Annotated in this window: 16 protein-coding genes; 1 reads left to right on the top strand and 15 read right to left on the bottom strand. The window is 38.5% G+C overall.

What is annotated here, in order from left to right; translation table 11 throughout:
• Window positions 1-26: 26 nt before the first annotated feature.
• The 8 genes from CRS_RS12525 to CRS_RS12490 all read right to left on the bottom strand — a co-directional run bounded on the left by CRS_RS12525 (window position 27) and on the right by CRS_RS12490 (window position 8,042).
• Complete coding sequence (locus CRS_RS12525; protein ID WP_142724377.1) at window positions 27-1,157, bottom strand: L-dopachrome tautomerase-related protein; 1,131 nt, start codon at window positions 1,155-1,157, stop codon at window positions 27-29.
• 22 nt (window positions 1,158-1,179) lie between these two features.
• The gene (locus CRS_RS12520) at window positions 1,180-2,115 is read right to left on the bottom strand and encodes an NADP-dependent oxidoreductase (protein ID WP_142724376.1); all 936 of its coding nucleotides are present in this window, start codon (window positions 2,113-2,115) and stop codon (window positions 1,180-1,182) included.
• A 216-nt stretch (window positions 2,116-2,331) separates the two neighbouring features.
• Entirely contained in the window at window positions 2,332-3,222 is an 891-nt protein-coding gene (locus tag CRS_RS12515; protein ID WP_142724375.1) for an AraC family transcriptional regulator, read from the bottom strand.
• A 242-nt stretch (window positions 3,223-3,464) separates the two neighbouring features.
• On the bottom strand, window positions 3,465-4,289 hold the full coding sequence (locus CRS_RS12510) for an SDR family NAD(P)-dependent oxidoreductase (protein WP_142724374.1): 825 nt from the start codon (window positions 4,287-4,289) through the stop codon (window positions 3,465-3,467).
• 197 nt (window positions 4,290-4,486) lie between these two features.
• Window positions 4,487-5,053, bottom strand: a complete 567-nt coding sequence (locus tag CRS_RS12505; RefSeq protein ID WP_142724373.1) for an NAD(P)H-dependent oxidoreductase — start codon at window positions 5,051-5,053, stop codon at window positions 4,487-4,489.
• Between the two features lie 4 nt (window positions 5,054-5,057).
• Window positions 5,058-5,861, bottom strand: coding sequence for an enoyl-CoA hydratase/isomerase family protein (locus CRS_RS12500; RefSeq protein ID WP_142724372.1), 804 nt, complete (start codon window positions 5,859-5,861; stop codon window positions 5,058-5,060).
• Window positions 5,862-5,964: 103 nt separating this feature from the next.
• Window positions 5,965-6,861: an AraC family transcriptional regulator gene (locus CRS_RS12495; protein ID WP_142724371.1), complete on the bottom strand. Its 897-nt coding sequence runs from the start codon at window positions 6,859-6,861 to the stop codon at window positions 5,965-5,967.
• Between the two features lie 248 nt (window positions 6,862-7,109).
• Window positions 7,110-8,042, bottom strand: coding sequence for an aromatic alcohol reductase (locus CRS_RS12490; protein ID WP_142724370.1), 933 nt, complete (start codon window positions 8,040-8,042; stop codon window positions 7,110-7,112).
• A 273-nt stretch (window positions 8,043-8,315) separates the two neighbouring features.
• Here CRS_RS12490 and CRS_RS12485 point away from each other — a divergent pair, with 273 nt between their 5' ends.
• Window positions 8,316-8,720, top strand: a complete 405-nt coding sequence (locus CRS_RS12485) for a helix-turn-helix domain-containing protein (protein WP_142724369.1) — start codon at window positions 8,316-8,318, stop codon at window positions 8,718-8,720.
• Between the two features lie 127 nt (window positions 8,721-8,847).
• Here CRS_RS12485 and CRS_RS12480 read toward each other — a convergent pair whose 3' ends face one another.
• From CRS_RS12480 to CRS_RS12450, 7 genes are all read right to left on the bottom strand, one after another.
• Window positions 8,848-11,433, bottom strand: a complete 2,586-nt coding sequence (locus CRS_RS12480) for a pyocin knob domain-containing protein (RefSeq protein WP_142724368.1) — start codon at window positions 11,431-11,433, stop codon at window positions 8,848-8,850.
• A 1-nt stretch (window position 11,434) separates the two neighbouring features.
• Window positions 11,435-12,853, bottom strand: a complete 1,419-nt coding sequence (locus tag CRS_RS24605; protein ID WP_185150436.1) for a hypothetical protein — start codon at window positions 12,851-12,853, stop codon at window positions 11,435-11,437.
• A 2-nt stretch (window positions 12,854-12,855) separates the two neighbouring features.
• Window positions 12,856-13,707, bottom strand: coding sequence for a hypothetical protein (locus tag CRS_RS12470; protein ID WP_142724367.1), 852 nt, complete (start codon window positions 13,705-13,707; stop codon window positions 12,856-12,858).
• A gap of 225 nt (window positions 13,708-13,932) precedes the next feature.
• Window positions 13,933-14,124: a hypothetical protein gene (locus CRS_RS12465; protein ID WP_142724366.1), complete on the bottom strand. Its 192-nt coding sequence runs from the start codon at window positions 14,122-14,124 to the stop codon at window positions 13,933-13,935.
• Between the two features lie 213 nt (window positions 14,125-14,337).
• Window positions 14,338-16,794, bottom strand: coding sequence for a glycoside hydrolase family 3 N-terminal domain-containing protein (locus CRS_RS12460; RefSeq protein WP_142724365.1), 2,457 nt, complete (start codon window positions 16,792-16,794; stop codon window positions 14,338-14,340).
• A 111-nt stretch (window positions 16,795-16,905) separates the two neighbouring features.
• Window positions 16,906-17,784 carry an alpha/beta hydrolase gene (locus CRS_RS12455; protein WP_142724364.1) on the bottom strand — a complete coding sequence of 293 codons (879 nt, stop codon included), beginning with the start codon at window positions 17,782-17,784 and terminating at the stop codon, window positions 16,906-16,908.
• A 221-nt stretch (window positions 17,785-18,005) separates the two neighbouring features.
• Window positions 18,006-19,172 (bottom strand): esterase, encoded by a 1,167-nt coding sequence (locus CRS_RS12450; RefSeq protein ID WP_142724363.1) that lies wholly within the window; start codon window positions 19,170-19,172, stop codon window positions 18,006-18,008.
• Between the last annotated feature and the right edge of the window lie 88 nt (window positions 19,173-19,260).

Genomic DNA, 19,260 nt, shown 5'->3' with positions numbered 1-19,260 from the left:
CGGTTTTTCCTCCTTCCCGTATGGTTTTAAATTTTGATTCTAAAAACCTTAAAAGGCTTTTTAAATTCTTCCTTTCCTTTATGAAACCAGGGCATTAGCTGAATCTGTGAATTGGAAATATATAAATATCCATCGTCAGAAATACTATAGCTGTCAGGCCATATCAGCTTTTCGTCATCTTTTACAATCGTATGCATTTTCAGATCCGGTGTTATTTTCACAATTGAATTCTTCTCCAGATCTCCCAAATAAAGGTTTCCTTTTTTGTCGAAAATCATTCCGTCCATTGTGATGAATTTCCCTAAATCTTCTACACTTTTGTTAAGTACTTCTTCAGTTGTTCCAAAATTCCTCAACAGCTCAGTTTTAATTCTGTACAGAAGGTTATCAGTAAGCGGTTTGTAATATAAATACTGATTGTCAGGAGTCAGGGCAATTCCATCTGAATTCACTTTCAACAAAGAACCGTCGTCTTTCCTGAGTTCCGTTCCCAACGGAGCAAAATGATAATTCGGATCTGATTGCACAGAAGGAGAATTGGCTAAAACCAATCTTGATTCCCCGTTTTTGATATTTAAAACAACAATTCCTCCGGTATTTGAATTGGTTAAATAAGCAAAACCATTTTGATTATCGATACGGATATCATTAATATAAACATCTTCCCCTACTACACTGCCCGGAAATCTGTAGATCCTTTCAATTTCATTCGTTTCCAAATTGATTTTCACCACTTTACTACTGTTCTGATAAACCTTTCCAAGGCCAATTCCGGCTGCATCTACCACCCAAAGAAAACCTTTGTCATCAGCCACTACCGATTGTACGGTTACGAATTTATTTTGTCCGTCCTCACCCTTTTGGAAACTGTTCCATTCTTCGTCAGGATAAGGAACAGGCTTACCGTTTTTCACCTCAACAACTGAGTAAGAATGAGTGTCCAGCCAATACGGATAATTCACAAAAACCCTGTTGTCTTTTGCAACAGCAACACCGGTCAACTGGTAAGTGCTGTCTGAGAAAACCTCTTCTAAAGGTGCATTTTTCTCTGCTGAAGTTTCAATGTCAGTTTTTGCATCTGCCCTGTTGGGAGATTTATTACAGGCTGCCAAGGAAATCAATGCAGCTGCCCAGAATGTTATATTTTTAAAATTCATTTTTATTTTTTTATCATGTTGATTACAGACTAATTACGATTTTCCCTACTGTTCTTCCGGTTTCCTGTTCCAGATGTGCCTCTCTCATTTTATCGAAAGGAAATATTTTGGAAACATGCGCTTTAATGGCACCACTTTCCAATAAAGAAGCAATCTGCTTCATATCTTCTCCGCTGGATTGTACGAGAATAAAATACCCCTTTACTCCTTTGGATTCTGCTTTAGAAGTGACCTCTTCATTCAATCCGGTGGGGATACTGATCATCGAACCGCCTTCTTTGATCACTTCCAAAGAATGATCGATATTGTTCCCGCCAATCGTATCCAATACAAAATCAAAGGTTCTTCCTGCTGATTTCCAATCGAAACCATGGTAATCGATATGTGAATCTGCCCCTAAGCCCAGTACGAAGTCTTTATTTTTCGCAGAAGAAGTTCCCGTAACGTTTGCGCCCAAATGTTTGGCAAGCTGCACGGCAATATGTCCCACACCTCCGGAAGCTGCATGAACCAAAACATTTTGACCCTGCTGAATATGGGCATGATGAACCAAAGCCTGATAAGCGGTAAGAGCTACCAACGTTGCAGCAGCAGCCTCTTCAAACGAAATATTCTCAGGTTTTAACGCCAATTGAGCAGCCGGAGCAGCAACATATTCTGCATAGGCTTTTCCGTGTCCCGGGAAATTGACCATCCCAAAGACCTCATCTCCCACTTTGAAATCCGGGCTTTGGGTTTCTTCTACAATTCCGGAAATATCCCAACCCAGGATCAATGGGTTCTCTGTTTTGATTCTTCCGTACATTCCTTTTCCTGCACGGCTTTTCACATCAACCGGATTGATGCTGATGGCTTTTACTTTTATCAGCACCTCGCCTCCGCCAATCGCCGGCTTTGCCAATTCTGCATATTCCAGATTTTCTACGCCTCCTGCTTCTTTTAATACAATTGCTTTCATAATATTGTTGTTGGTTGGATGTTATTTAATGTGTTGAATATAATTTCTCTGAGCTTTTGCATTGATTTTCCCAGATTTGATTTTAATGATTTTAACAAGTCAAAAGTACTCCCATTCTATCTTAATAAATAGTACATTTCCCGCTAATAACAGCACAGATTTACAGAAATGAAAAAGACTGTTTCAAAAGTAAAACAGCCTTAGCCCAAAAGGGTTTTAATTGATCTGGGACTTTCTGAATTCCAAAGGTTTCATTCCCGTTTGCTTCTTGAATAATCTTGTGAAATAAGAAGCATTTTCGAAACCCAGTTCGTAGGCAATTTCTGCAACTCCTTTTTCTCCCAGCCTCAACAGGTTTTTCGCTTCAGAAATCATAAAAATGTGGATAAGTTCCATTGCTGTCTTTCCGGTTTCCTGCTTTAATAAATCACTCAGATATCTTGGCGAAACAAAAAGCTTTTCCGCTAGAAATGCTACATTAGGCAGTCCGTTTGTTTCAAGCAGACCATCCTGTATATATTTTCTCAAGGCATCATTAAATTTGGAAGCAGTCTTTCCGCTCACCTGCGTTCTGTCTGTAAACTGCCTCTTGTAATACCGCTGCGCATATTTCAGGATAGAAGAGATATGGCTCAAAATAATATCACGGCTGTATTCGTCAGGATTATTAAAATATTCTCCCTGAATTTTCGAATAGAGCTCTAAAATAATCTGTTCTTCTTTTGGAGAAAGATGGAGAGCTTCCGTCACTTCATAGTCAAAAAAACTATATTTTTCTATTTCCTTGAAAAGCTCATGCCCGTTCAGATAATCTTCATGAATCATGAGCATATATCCTTTCTCTTCAAATTCAAGATTTTTCATCTCGATAATCTGTCTCGGCCTGGCAAAAAAAAGACAACCGTTATCATGATCATATGGTGTTCTTCCGTACATGAAAATACCTGACTTTATTTTTTTGAAAGCAATCACATAACAGTCTGCTGTAAACTCCCTGTTCCCTAATTTACATTCAGACAGACAGCCAATCATACTGAAAAGCGGATGTTCCGGAGCCTCCCAGTGATTGCCTAAATGTAGTTCCGTAAGGGTTTTATAATGTTGCATTGGTTTAATTTTATCTAAGTTAAAAATAATTTGCCGGAAGCAGGATTATTTTATGTCAAAAAAAACTGATATATCCTGCAGTAAGAGTCTGAATGATAATAAGGGCCATGTACCACATCATTTAAAATGACAGGCTGTATGGCGGGTTCATTTTTCATTAACGGAAACCTGCTTTCTGTTCCAACCTGATATCATGGCCCTCAGAGGATTGCTGCTTTTACAGTGGCTTATACCGTTTTTAATTAATACCCGTGTGCGGCAATACTCACCTCTTTCCACTTCTCAATATCTTCCAGTCTTTTCTTATACACTTCATGGATGGCATGGTAAGCAATCTTACCGAACAATAATCTTTCCGGAGGATTCTGATTATCAATAAGATATAAGACAGGCTCGACTGTAGCTTCCGGTTTTCCCCAGATTTCAGGATTATCTCCGCTTTCAGCAAAAGCCTCACGTACCGGATTGTAATCAGCAATATCCGAAGAGGTCTGGACTGCTGAAGCACCTGCCCAGTCTGTTGCAAACCCGTTAGGTTCAATTAAAGTGGTTTTGATTCCCAAATGAGCTGTTTCAGAACCGATGGTTTCAATCAACCCTTCAACTGCAAATTTTGAGGCATTGTATAATCCTAAAAGGGGTAAAGTCGTCAATCCCAAAAAGCTTGAAATCTGAATAATATGCCCGCTTTTCTGTTTTCTCATGACCGGCAAAACCGCCTGTACAACCCACAACGAACCAAAGAAGTTAGTTTCCATCTGTTCCCTCGCCTGCTGTTCTGTTGTTTCCTCTGCTGTTCCGAATAAGCCAAAACCTGCATTATTAATCAAAACATCAATTCTTCCAAAATGTTTTTCAACCTGATCTGTTACCTCAAAGACTTCTGAACGGTTGTTGACATCCAGTTTTAAAGGAAGGATGTGATCTCCATACTGGTCTTTCAAATCCTGCAAAGCCGAAATATTTCTGGCTGTAGCCGCTACCTTATCTCCTCTTTTCAAAAGTGCTTCAGCCCATAATTTTCCGAATCCTTTTGATGCTCCTGTAATTAAAACTATTTTACTCATTTAATTTTTTTTGTTATTTAATGAAGCAAAGTTATCATCAGGCATGGGGAATAAATAGTCCGTTTCAGCTGAAAAATAGTACAGAAATACGTTTTAAAATAAAATTTGGATTTCTAGCCTGAAAAATAGACCCGCAAGTTGGAGTATTTTTACTCTGACCTTTTATTTTTAATATTTTTTTATGATTTTTTCAGTATTTATATATGCTGTCTGAGGTGTTCTTCAAAAGAAACTAATTCCTGTTCAATCTCTGGATTTTTGAAAACATCATAGAAGGCAAATGTCGGTAACGGCTGAACCCCCACAAACTGAAGTGTCGCTGTAAATGGTTTCGTAAATTCTTCCATGGAAAAATTTTCTAACAGTTGCCCGGAATTTCCAAATGTTTCCTGTGGTGCATTCCAGGTATTGACAATAATCCCTTTAGATTTCAGCAGCCCGCCGGTTCCATAGTTTCCGCCATTATTTCTGCCATCTCCCATATAGATTTTGCCATAACCGCTCATCAAAACCTTATCAATATAGTCTTTTGTCTTTGCAGGCATTCCAAACCAGTTGATCGGAAAATGAAACAGGATGACATCGGCATTCACCCACTTTTCGATTTCCTGAGGAATTTCATAGCCATTATCAATAACGGTTTCCAGAATTTCATATTCTTTTTCGCTGAACACCTCTTTACTTTTTTCAAAAATTGTTCTGTTCAGATTTCCTTCTGCAATTTGCGGCCATTTGATATGCCCGTTGATTACTAATGCTTTCATTCAGCTATAAATATTTGCCCAGGTTAAGTTCTACATCGCCATATGTCTGCAACCCCTGATCCAGCAGCTTTTTGATTCTCGTTCTTGCTTCCGGTTCTGTCAATGACGCAAAAAATCGGGTCTGGGTTTCCATAATATGCTCATTTTTAGGAATAATAGTTCTTTCATTCATAATAGATTTTATAGCTGTAATGATTTTTTTGTCAAATGAAGCAATTCTGTTGGCAAGGTTTTCTACAAAAGCGTCAAGCTCATTATCAGGAAAAGCTCTATTGATCCAGCCATAGCTCGCTGCCGTTTCAGCATCATAATCATCACCGCTCAAAATAATTTCCAGAGCTCTTGCTTTTCCGGTCAACAAATGCAGGCGTTCCAGTCCGCCACCGCCAGGAAAAGAACCAATTCCAATTTCAGGCTGTGCAAAAACAGCTTTTTCCTTACTGGCAAAACGCATATCAAAAGCCTGAATAAACTCGCTTCCCAATCCTCTTGCTCTTCCTCTGACAGATGCAATACTTACAAAAGGAGCCTGTTCCAGACGTTTGGCAACATCCGGCCATGAAATTGAAAGTCCTGTTTCTCCGGTGCCTTTCGGAAATTCAAATATATTAACCAATTCTGCATGGGCAACGTAGAAATCCGGGTTGCCACTTTCAAAAACCACAACCTTCAGATTTTCATTGGCTTCCAGTTCTTCCATTGTCGTTCTCAGCTGAACAGAAAATTCAGGATCAAAAACATTTACGGGAGGATGATTGATGACCACTTTCCAGTAGCTTTCACTTATTTTTTGTGTTGTAAAAATCATAGTAATAATTTTAAATGATATTAAATTTTTAAGACATAGCTTATCTGTCTGTTCAAAATTAATTGGACAGACCCGGGATTTTTAACACAAATCAGGGAATATCTTATACTTTTCTCTGATTTCTTATTTCTGTTGGAGAAATGCCTTTAGCTTTTTTAAAAAATCTTGAAAAATAAGGAACGTTGGTAAAACCCAGCTGATAAGCCACATCACTGATATTCATGTCTGTTTGCAGCAATAAAATTTCGGCCTGTTCAATCAAAAAATCCTGAATGAAACTGATCGTACTTTTTCCGGTTTCTGCACGGATAAGATCTGTAAGATAATTGGAAGACATATTGAGCTCTTCAGCAACAGAGGAAACTGTGGGAAAATTTGAAACGGGTTTTGAAAGATCTTTATAATGTTTCTGCAGTAAGCTTTTTAATTTTGAAGCAACTGAAATGGCTTTTGTGGCTTTATCTTTAAATTGTCTTTCATAAAAAACATCTGCGTAGGAAAGAACAGTATTTAACAGAGAAAGAATAATATTGATGTTTGCTCCGGCTTTATTTTCAACCAACTCCATATGAATTTTTGTAAAAAGCCAGGTAATCGTCTCCTCTTCCTGCGCCGTCATCAATAACGCATCATTGATCTCATAACTGAAATATTTGTACTGATTGATTTTACCTGCTATCGGATTCTGCCTGATCAGATCAGGATGAAATACAAATGCATAACCGTCCCAGAAAGTCAGACTATCCCAGGAAACAACCTGTCCCGGCTCACTGAAAAGCATCAACCCATTCTCTGTATAATATTTATTCTTGCCGTAAAGAATATCTCCGGTGAAATTTTTCTTCAGTGAAATTTTAAACAGGTTAACCTGAATCTCGCCGCTTGTCTGCGGAAAATTTGGAATGGCCTGCTTACAAACTCTGCTGTCCATCAACGGATGCAGTGGTGCAGACAGATTCAGATATTTATTATAGTTCACTAAATCGCTAAAGGTTTTCATATAAGCAAAGTTGCGAAATTGTTTTATAATCTGAATATAAAGTTTTAAAGATATAATCTGTGAAGGATGAGTTTTATAATCCGGTTTTAATCTGGCTCAAACTATCAAATATCTACAAAAGTGTTTAAATATATGCTCTGGTAACTTAAAGAGACAGCTATCCAATAACGGTCTCTTTTTTATACTATAAAATCTAATTTATTAAAAGCTATTTATTCTGCAATTCGATCTTAAAAAATGGATTGCCATTAATTAAAAGACTCCCAGTCAATATTATCTTTTGCCCACTGCTCAGCAGAAATGGTCTCAATGCCATTTTTAAAATTATAGGTTGTCTCTAATGGCCAGGAAACACCTTTTCCTGCTCCGAATATTGAACGGTACTTTTTAACAAAATTGGAAGGATCATTTTTAAGATCATTCTGTATCTCTGTCATATCAGAAAGCGTACGATTATATTTTTGTCCTGACAATGACTCTGCGATATCAGCTAATTGTCCATAAGTAATTGTGTCTCCACCGATATATACGACTTTATCCTCTATTAAAGGTTCTGCAAAAAATATCTCAGCTGTCAGCTTACCAATATCCTCCGGTGTGGTTACTGTAACTGCAGTGTCCCATCCGCCAATAGCATTGATTGATTTTTTTTCTAAATCCAAAACACCAAAGAAAGGTTCAAAAAGATAGCTGGTAAACATCCCTGTGGAAATAATAACCCATTTTGTGGCACTTTGTGATCTGAGAAGCTCCCGGACATCAAGCTGTTCATCAAAAAGATCCTGTGCACTGCCTCGTCCTATTACTTCAAAATCAACTCCAAACTGCCATGGAAAATATCTTTTGACCCCAGCATCCAGCACAGCACTGGCCAGCTTTAGCTGAAAACCTCCCGCACCATTTCCATATCCTGTACAGGAAACAATAGCGTCATAATTTTTAAAAATTGACACCAGTTCAGAAGACGGAGCAGACAGATCCCCGGGAAGTAATTCTACCCCCAATTCTTTAAGTTCTGTAATATTCTTTTTCTTATTGATATCTTCAGTATTAATCGTTGCTTCTCTCAGCAGCACTGTAACTTTTGTATTGCTATACTTTTTAGCTTTTTTGGCTAATTGACGGATGACAGGCATTCCTAATTCACCTGCTCCCAAAACTAAAATTGATGTATTATTCATTTTAAAAAATTTAAGGTTCAAAACTCTGATCTAACCTGATACAATAAGTTCATTTCCCTGAGCAAAGTTACTATGATCAGATAATGAAAACAATAAGGCACCTCGTTGTGAGCTACTTACACAGATGTTAGTTTTTTGATTGATAGTCAGATTATTTTAAATAATACAGAAAATACTTATACGACAACATGATCTATACTAACAAATTCATTTTATTATACACCTTCTTTTGTCAGAAAAATCTATCTTTAAACAGCAATAACATGTTTTATTATGGATAGACTGATGACAGATGCCGAAATCGAAGAAGCCTGGGATGACATCTGCAAAGTACTGAATAAAGACCAGGATGAACTTAAGCGGGATATAGTAAGTCATATTGGTAATAAATGGTCACTTTTTGTTCTCCACGCACTGGGAATAGACGGTAAAATGCGCTTTTCAAATTTGGAGAACCATATCAATGGAATCAGCCAGAGAATGTTGACAAAATGTTTACGGGAATTGGAAAGAGACGGATTGATCTTAAGAAGTGTATATCCTGAAGTACCTCCAAAGGTGGAGTACGAATTAACATCTCTGGGTCGTGGCTTACTGATTCAGGTTACTCCACTTTGGTTGTGGATCGCCCGTCATAGTGAAGAACTTAAGAGTGCACGAGCAAATTATGAGAAATAAATCAACGGGAAATTAAGAAAGAATGCACTGTTAATACTTTCATCAGTATACACGCTATAAAGCCCACAATCAGAAATTTTTCTTTTTCCAACTGTGGGCTATATATCAAATCAGTGATCATGCTTCTTTACCAGACAAAATCACATGGCTGCTCTCTTTCTGCAATCACTCTGCGTAATTCTGTAATATACAATCTTACAAAGCAGCCCGGTTTAATATTATATATGGGTTTATTATATATTCTAACTTCCATCGGGGCACCATATTTGTCAAAATTGTAAATGACAATCTGTTGTTTTGGGTAGATTTCTTTGAAGTTAACCGCCATTTTAATCTGTTCTCCGATAATATGGATCAGTCTGTTTCTGTCATCTACTTCAAGCAGCCCGGAAGAATCAATCTGGTATTCGTGCGGATCTAACCTAATGGTATAATCAGATTTATCGTTTACAATTTCATCTCTGAGATCAGCTACTTTACCATTAGGAATAAATATTGTATCCGGGTTTTCATCGTTCGATTTAAAGTTTTCACTGGCTTTTATGGAACCTTCAACCACTAACTTATCAGCATCATTGGCCTTTCTCCCCATTCCAAAGTTCTGTATACCCCAATGATAGTTTAAACCATCAAAGTCACTCTTCTTTGAACCATAACAATAATATTCTTTTCTTTTTGTAGCGACCTGTTTACCCTCTTTGCTATCGATAATACCTGACTCACCTCCAAAATAATCATCTGCAATGACCAGCCCTGATCCTGTATTTACTGTAAAATCCAAGTTCAGCTGTAAGCTGTACTGGGTCATATAATTCCACTTCTGAATATCTGTGAGTGTAAAATCTGCATCTGTCCAGAATTTATACCATGGTGTAGTCCAGTTTCCATCAATTCCTTTTCTGATTTTGAGCATCGGAATTCCGGAGCCATTAATACCACTCTGATTTGCAAATGCCAACTGATAGGACGAATCTCCTGTAGAGGCAGTTGTACCATCCCAAGGCGAATAAGTCATGATACCAGCATAATTTCCTGACGCTCCCAAGCCCGCACTGTTAGACTTAGCAAAATCAAATCTAACTCTTTTTGGGGTAGCATTAGGGGCAATATCATCTGCATTTCTTGATCCGTCCCTAGATGTAACGAAAAAATTGGTAACGGTAACAGCATTATTTCCGCTTATACTTAATTGCTGCCCTCCTTCATTTTCAGGAGCAGTGCCCAATACAATCTGATTTTTGTTGACAGCATGGCTTCCAAGTGTCCCATTGGGAATAACAGGACTGTGGGTAAATGTTTTTGTATCGCTTATTGTTTCAACTCCATTTTTTCCAACGAACATATTTAAGGACTCGTTCTTCGTATAATAATTGGATAATGCCGAAGTGGTAAGATATGATGCATTGGCATGGTTTCCCCAGTTAAATGCAGTATTCCAATTGCTTACATCTGTTCCGGAAAAGTCATTTGAATCCCAGTCTTTTGTCCAGGGATACCAGTTTCCACTGAAATAGTACCTCCTGTAAACATCGTTATTATTTGCATAGGTAGTATATTCCTGAACGATATGGGTTGCCGTATAATACACTCTTAATTGTCCGGCTAAGCCTACAGGATAATTATTTGCAGAAGTTGCATTCGCATTTCCTGTCTGAACCCACCATCCTGTAGAAGTAATACTGTTCAGATCTACTGTAGGGCCTAAAACACCTCTGTAGAGAAAACCAGTATTATATGCTGATATCCAATCGGAAGAAGTTCCGTCATTGAGTGTTGTAATTCTACCGGTATTATTAATTTTTACAACCTCAGTTAATGTCGGAACATTTCCATTCGTACCGGTAGCACTCCCATAATTAAATGAAAAGTACTTGTGATTGTTCACTGAAAGTCCCCATGAATTTAAGGCTCCTCTTGGCTGAATAAAATCGGTCCCATTAAATTGTAAATTCTGCCCCAGCCACACCCCATAGCCATGCGTTGCATTAGCTATATTCGTATGGAAAATAGCGGATCCTGCTGTTGTTTGATTGCCAAACAGTAAATTATAAGCATCTACAAACTGTGTGTTATTGGCATTGATAACTACCTGACCTGCAATTACAGCATCTCCCTGCGGCCTCAGATACACTACTCCTGCAGTTCCATCTCCTGAAATCAATGTAAACGCAGGACCTGTTCTGATTCTATTGACTCCTATTCTCTGAACCAGAAGTTCACCTGCTGTACTGTTAATACTTCCTGCAACTCCTATATTACCGGATGTATAGCTGTTACCGGCAACGTGAAGCCTGTATCCATCCAACGGTAATGAAGACCCGCCTAAACCAATTCCTACTCTCTGGTCTGAGGTCCAGAGGAGTGCTTTAGTGGCATTGTAACTTGTCGCTCCAAAGTAGCCATACGTCATTTTTACTGTACCATCCGCATCCACAGCCCCAAACCATGCAACAGCATCTACCACCCCATTAGATCCGCTTAATTGTAAAATATCCCTGGCAAATCCTGACGCCGTAGTGATTGCAGATAAATCTTTTTTAATTGTACTATTTACAGCATGATTAAACGTAAGGGTACCACTCATCGAGTCTCCCGATCTATTAACATAGGAATTATTATCCAGAGAGCCGTCCGCTTTTAAAAACTGGGCAGCTGTACCACCCGTCACTTTATAGCCTTTAGAGCTGTTATAATATGCGTATTTTACATCCATTCTAAATATCTTTACGGGTTACTGTTACGGATACAGTATTAGGCAAAGCAGAATCAAATTCAATATCTATTTTATTCGGATCAGTTAATTTTATTCTGCCGTCAATTTTGTAAAAAGTCACCGTATCATACATGGCAACATCTACATTTCTGGTTCCTAAGTTGTGAGCCACACTTGCAGTTCCAGAAATAGAAGTAGTGTATGATTTTACTGTGGTATTTCCGGCTGTTACCCTACCTTTGGAATCAACAGTAACCTCATCATAAGTCCCGGCAGCTACACCCGTTGCACTTAAAGTCAACGCTGAAGTTACATTGGCAGAACCGTCAAATGTAACATTCCAGCTTCCGTCACCTGTAGCCGCTATTGTTCTCGGTGTTGTCAGTTTTGCAGCTGATCCGGTGGTATTGATTGATGCTATTCCTGTCAGTAATGTTGCAGGCACAGCGGTAACAGGAACCACTACGTTTCCGGAACCGTCAATGTTCTGTGCCGTAGCTGTAACTCCGGAAAGTGTAATAGTTCGTATTGTCGACCATTTTGTAGCGGAAAGAACGCTTTTCGCAGCGTCTGCCGTATTATCAACATTACTTAACCCAACATGAGACTTATTCAGAACTACCACTCCTGTTAATCCATTGACAGAGTCTACAGCTCCGGAAGTGATATACACGAATGTTGTTCCCGTCCATCGGTAAGTTTTGTTAGTATCCAGAGATACATAAATTTTGCCTGTTTCCCCGGTGATAAGGTTAGTATAAGCAGCTTCTTTATAAAACTTTCCGTCAGCCACTTTATAATATCCTTCCAAAACATCATCCACATAAGATGGCAATTGGGATGCTGGGACTTGCCCGGATGCATCAAGAGCTGCTACTCCATTCGCTGCACCTTTTTGTGATAACGGGATATAATTGGCCAGATCCGAAGCGGTAGCCATAGAGCCCAGATACACCGTTATTCCGTTGGTTGTCTGACTTATTCCGGTAACCACATTCCCCGTACCTGAAGTAGTGACCGGCAAGGAAAATGTAGTCCCCGTAAGTGTCAGACCATTGCCCGCACTGTAAGTCGTATCCGTAGAGGTTAATGTGATGGTACTTCCAGTCTGGCTAATCGAGGTATTGGCTCCTGCTGCCAGGGTAATATCCCCGGATACCAAAGATCCTGAAGCACCACCTTTCAGGCGGGTAATTGTGTCCGGTGTTGTAAATGATCTGTTGGCTGAGAGATCATAAGAGGTACCATTAATCGTTAAAGTCCGTGTTTTTGGTACATAATCTAAAGGATTTAAATTTCCATCATGCCAGAAAGAATTGATTGATCTTGTGCCACCGCCGGCAGTTAAAATATCATTGTCTGTTTTCCCTTCTATTTTATATCCAACAGAACTTCGATAATAAGCGTATTTAATGTCCATAACTATATTTTTTTAATTGTTAACTGAATGATGTTTGGGGGTAATGAATCAAATAGTACTTCAATATTATTGGTGTCTATCCTCTTCACTTTAAGGGGAACTGTAAACATGGTAACGGTGTCATAAGCATCCATTACAAAACTTAATGTATCAAGATCATGTTTTATTCTGGAGTCCCCTTTAACTCTTTCTTCATGCTTGATTTTCTCGGAACTGGCAGCATCTTCGATCTTTTTAATTTTATCATATACCAAATCATTAAACTGATTTTGATAAGTGACCGCACCCCAGTTTGAATATATTCCGACAAGATTGATTTTATCATCCGAACTGCCTCCGATAACAGCCTGTTTAAGCAATTCTATCTCCTCTCTGTTCTGTTTGATATAGCCTACGATTTCCTGAAGCGTATCAAGATCACCATCATCAGACACCAGTATTTCATTCATTTTCGAAAGATGCTCAAACAATTCATCATCCTTTGCCTGAAATACATTCACAATTTCACCAATCTGCTCTTTTGTATAGACGTTTCCGGTGTTTCCATCTCCATCGATAGTAGCAGCTAATTTGATTTCTAATTTTTCTTTCCATTCGTTTATATTGGCTGCAGTAAGATTGGAAGCGTTGCGTTTTGCCAGTACTGAAGTATGTGCACTTTCATCCTCCAGATGATTGGTAAAAGCCTTAATAGAGAGTGTTTCCTGAAAAGCTTCAGTTAAGCCTGACACTTCGTTTATTCTGATTTTTTCATCTATATGACGGAATGAAGAAAAGGTCTGTTTAAATTGGTATTCTGTAGGTATATCACCTTTTTCAAACCAACTGAAAATTATATTTAATGGTGTACTCATCTGATTGAAATTAATTTTGATAAAACTGATAATTCGAAAAAACCTCTATAGGGATCATTAGGCTAATGGAATTATATTTTTTGAGTGATTTTTTTAAATTATCTCTCTTTTACCATTCCATCAATTTGTGAATTATTTATTTTATATGGTCATCCCCAGAAAGACCATACATTTTGTCAATGTTATCAACAATATCACGCACGCTTTTTCTGCAATACCTTCTGTTTATTCTCCTGATAGATGATATAAGTAAGTTGTATGATGATACATCCAGAATCTCAAATCCCATCCTTCCTGCACTCTTACAGAAGTTTTCTCATCCCTCTGTCCAGTAGTTGCAGCAAGCTTTATTTTTCTGAATTGAGGCGATATTGTTGTGTAATTACAATGTTCAAAATTCATTTTTTTTAACTTCATATGAAAGCTTTTTGCCCCTTCTGTTCTGTAGTTGCAGTGGACTTATATTCTAAAATCCGGTTAAGCCCTTTATAATGTTAAGCTTTAGACTAAAATATACTTCGCCCCTTTCAAGGTCAATAAAAAAGCTGTCTCCTACGTTTGACAAAGCAAACATAGGAGACAGCCACTAATCAATTATTTCAGTTATTGAGTCTCTGAAATTTCTAAACTTTACGGTTTCAAATCTTCAAACTTCTCGTCCGCAGGCAAGATATGCTGTACTTTTTCAACCATCAATTCTTTTGGAACAGAAAATTCTGATGTAAGCCTGATATCTAGAGAAGAGGCCCCCACAGAAATTTTATAATTACCGGCTTCTGCAACCCAGGCGGATTTCCCTGTTTCAAATGAAGCCAGATCTTTCGGATTTAAAGTCATCGTAAGGGTTTGAGATTCTCCGGGTTTTAAGTCTTTTGTTTTTGCATATGCTTTCAACTCGGACTTGGGTTTATCAATAGATTGTTTCGGAGCAGACAGGTACAGTTCCACAATTTCTTTTCCTGCGACTTTTCCTGTATTTTTCACATCAATAGTTACGTCAATATTGCTGTTAAAGCTTTTAGAACTGATTTTAATATTCGAATACTCAAAATCTGTATAAGACTTCCCATAACCAAATTCATACGAAGGTTTTACCCCAAACGTATTGAAATAGCGGTAACCGACATACACTCCTTCCTGATAGGTTACTTCTTTTGGATTCTCCACAGGAATTCCCGGAAAATTCTTTGCTGATGCATGGTCTGTATAATTTACAGGAAAGGTCATTGTTAATTTTCCCGAAGGATTTATCTTTCCGGAAATTACATCCGCCACAGAATGTCCCCCTTCCTGTCCCGGCTGCCAGGCCAAAAGAATAGCGTCCACTTTGTCTTTCCACGAAGCGGTTTCGATAACTCCACCTATATTCAGAATCACAACCACTTTCTTACCTTTTGAGTGAAAAGCTTTGGTAATTTTATCCAGCATATTGATTTCTTCTGCTGCCATATTGAAATCATTCTCCACTCTTCTGTCTCCACCTTCACCGGAATTTCTTCCCAAAGTCACAAAAGCAATTTCGGAAGTTTCTGCTTTTTTAGCATAAAACGCATCATCCAGTTTCATTTCAGGAAGTCTTTCCGGCAACGCCAGAATTCCTCTTTTTTTTCTGTTTTCTTTTTCTGAAGCCTGTTCTTTTTCTGCAAAAGGTTTGTACAGATCAACCAACTCTTTGTCTAATTGATAACCTGCAGCATTCAATCCTTCCAATAGAGAAACGGTATGTTTGTTATTTACACTTCCGCTTCCTGTTCCTCCTGTAATCCATGCGTAGGAAGTCACTCCGAATAAAGAAACTTCTTTATGTTTATCGGCAAAAGGCAATGTATTATTTTCATTTTTAAGCAAAACCATTCCTTCTGTTGCTGCATTTCTTGTGACTGCCGCGTGTTCGTCCAGATTGGGTTTATCACTGTATTTGTATTGAGCAAAAGTGGGCGTTCTGAAAACATACTCCAAAATCCTTTTAACATTGAGGTTAATAACATCCTGAGATACTTTCCCTGAATTTAAAGCTTCCAGCAAAACTTTTTTCTGCGCAGGAATTCCCGGCATCAAAAGGTCATTTCCGGCATTCATCTGTTTTACAACGTCAGAAATACCGCCGCTTCTGATTGATTCAAATCCAGGGAAACCACCGAACCAGTCTGTCATTACAATTCCTTTGAAGCCCCATTCGTTTCTCAGAACCTGGGTCAGCAAATCTTTTGAATCGGATGTATAAACACCATTTATTTTGTTGTAAGACGACATTACGGTCCATGGCTGAGATTCTTTTACTGTAATTTCAAAATTTCTCAGGTACAGTTCCCTCATGGCTCTTTCAGAAACATGGGCATTGATGGTCAAACGGTTCGTTTCTTCATTATTGGCTGCAAAGTGTTTGACGGAAGTTCCAACCCCCTGAGACTGAATTCCGTTTACAATAGCAGCCGCCGTTTTTCCTGAAATCAAAGGATCTTCAGAATAATATTCGAAGTTTCTTCCGTTCAACGGATTTCTCTGAATGTTCAAAGCTGGCGCTAAAAGCACGTCAACACCATATTCTTTTACTTCATTTCCCATTGCTTTTCCAACCTGTTCCAGCAAAGTTTTGTTCCAGGTTGAAGCTAAAGCTGTTCCTACAGGAAATGCTGTTGCATAATAAGTTTTAGAGTCGTTTTTTCTGGTTGGCGAGATTCTTAAACCTGCAGGTCCATCAGCAACCACTGTTGCAGGGATCCCGAACCGGTCAAAACTGGCTGTTCCTCCGGCTGCACCGGGGACTAATCCCTGCTTTGAATCTCCAACCGGACCGGTCAAAACTTCAATTCCGGGCATTCCGGTTCCAATTAAAAGATTAACCTTTTCTTCGTTGGTCATTTGGCTGATAATCGCATCAATTCTTTTATCCACTGAAAGTCTTGTGTCTTCCCAAACATCAAGCTTCCCGTTTTTATTGAGGTCTTTGAATACTTTTCCGCCAACGGTAACTGTCGGGCTATTTTGAGCCTTTACAAAAGGCGAAGCTGCTAATAAAGCCAGGAACAATCCTGCAAATTTTGCTTTTTTCGAAAGCATCAGCAAGGTAGTTTCGTTCTTATTCATACTGTTGATATTTTATTTTCTACTCACAAAAGTTTTTTATCAATGGGTTATATAAAATTTCAGATTTAAAACTGACCTTCCTTTTGTGGTTACTATTTATAGTTTAATGATTTACAGAAATTTGTGGAATCTCAGCCAGTCCAGATAGACATCTGACCATTGGTCAACAGGGAGGTTCTGTTTTCCCATTCCGAAACCATGCCCACCTTTTTCATAGATATGAAGCTCAGTTGGCTGTCCCGCTTCCAGCCATTTATTATAAAGCAAAACTGATTTTGGTGCCAGTTTTAACTGGTCGTCACTTGCGGCACAAATAAATAAAGGAAGAGGAGATTTTGGAAGTTCTGTATCTAAAATTTCCTGACTGGGACCACCATAAATGGATGCTGCAAAATTAGGCAGCGTTGAAACATCTTTACTGTGAAAAATACTTTCCAGGATTACACTTGCCCCTGCCGAAAATCCAATAACACCTAATTTTTCAGGATTGATGTTTAACTCTTTGGCGTGGGTTCTGATATAAGAAATTGCCATTTTGATATCATCTCCAGCCATTGCCTTAATAGGTGCAGTTTTCGCGTCAAAAGCTTTTCTGTCTTTGATATTTTCCATCATTTCTCTGGCTGGATCGTTGGATTTTGTTTCCAGCAATCTGTATTTTAAAACTACTGCGGTAATTCCGTTTTCCGCCAGTTTTTTTGCCATATCAACCCCTTCCCGGTTGATGGATAAACTTTGAAAACCTCCCCCCGGAGCGATAACGATTACAGTTCCATTGGCCTTTGCTTTATCGGCTTCAAAAACCAGCATGGAAGGCTGTGAAACATTGAAAACGACTTCTGTTTTGAACAGCTCATTGAACTGCTGTGCTTCTTTTTGGGTCCAGTTTTCTGTTCCGGGTGCTTTTCCTTTGTATAACGGAATTGATTTTTGAGCATTGATGCTGTTTAAACCGAAAAGGAATAAACTTGCTATGATGATTTTTTTCATTTTTATTGATTTTAAAGTTTTAATGCAAACAGCTAAATAGTTTTTTGTGCAATTCGTTGTTTTTAAGTTCACAAAAGCATTTGACTGCATTGAATCCTCATTTCATTCAGGAAAGAACAAAAGCTAAATAACAGTTAATCCGTCATTCGGCTGGAATCTGGATTCAGCATTTCAAGACCATTGCTGAGATTCTATGGAATGTCAAAAATTCTGTTGATATCTTATTTGAACAACTGTGGAACAAATTCGTTCAGATAGGTTCTCCAATTGCTCCAGGTATGCCCTCCTTCTGATTCTGCATATTGATATTTGAAATTCATTTTGTCGAGTTTTTCACGATACTCTTTGACATTCTTGTAGAGAAAATCGGTCTTTCCAATGGCAATCCAATAAAGTTGGTAGGAATTGGTTTGCTGGATTTTCAGCTTTTGATCTAAATTCTGATATACTGGACTTTTCTTATCGTCAGGCGGAAGAATCGCCGGAGAAAAAAGACCTACATAATCAAACGTTTTCGGCTGATTGGCAGAAATATACAGTGAATGGAAACCACCCATTGAAAGTCCGGCAATCGCACGGTTTTTAGCATCCGCTTTTACACGATAACTGGACTCTGTGAAATCCATAATTTCCTTGAAATACGTTTCCATATCGCCACTGAAAATATCCGGCGTTCTCATATCTATTTTATAAAATCCTTTTGAAGATTCGCCAGGCGCCGCTGAATTGCTGGTGTGACCATTCGGCATTATGACAATCATAGGCTTTGCTTTTCCCTGAGCTATCAGATTATCTAAAATCTGTGACGCCCGCCCTAAAGTCATCCATGCTTCTTCATCTCCGCCCATTCCGTGTAAAAGATACAAAACAGGAAATTTTTCCCTGGAATTTTCGTACCCCGGCGGAGTGTAAACGGTTAATCTTCTGTCTTCCTTCATTCCGTTGGAGTGATACCATCTTTTGGAAACCGTTCCGTGAGGGACGTTTTGAACTTTATAATTTTCCGATGGCTTCCCGTCAATTAAAATCATACTCATCACCGAAGAAACATCACGAACCTGGTAAGAATTGTTCGGATCATTGGCTTTTACCCCGTCAACAATAAACGAATAGGTGTAAATATCCGGATTAAAATCATTTTTTGTGAACGACCAGACACCGTCTTTGTCTTTCTGTAAGTCAACGGAGCCCGGCTCCATTCCTTTTGACGGAAACCAGTTTCCCTGCAGTTTTACACTGTTTGCATTGGGAGCCAGCAGACGAAAGGTAACATTCTGACCGTTGATTTCCGGAGAAACCAGGTTTTTCTTTCCGCTGAAATCGAGGTTTTCCTGGGCAAACATTAATGAACCCAGCATTAATGAATATAGTGTGAATTTGATTTTCATATTAAGTTGTTTTTTAGGCACAGAAGTTTTTAACACTTAATTATTTTAAGTTCAATGCTATTTTTTTAAAGGCCACTTATATTTTGAA

The organism is Chryseobacterium sp. ON_d1, assembly GCF_006829085.1.
In the GTDB taxonomy this organism is placed as follows: domain Bacteria; phylum Bacteroidota; class Bacteroidia; order Flavobacteriales; family Weeksellaceae; genus Chryseobacterium.
This window is presented reverse-complemented; position numbering and strand designations above follow the sequence as displayed.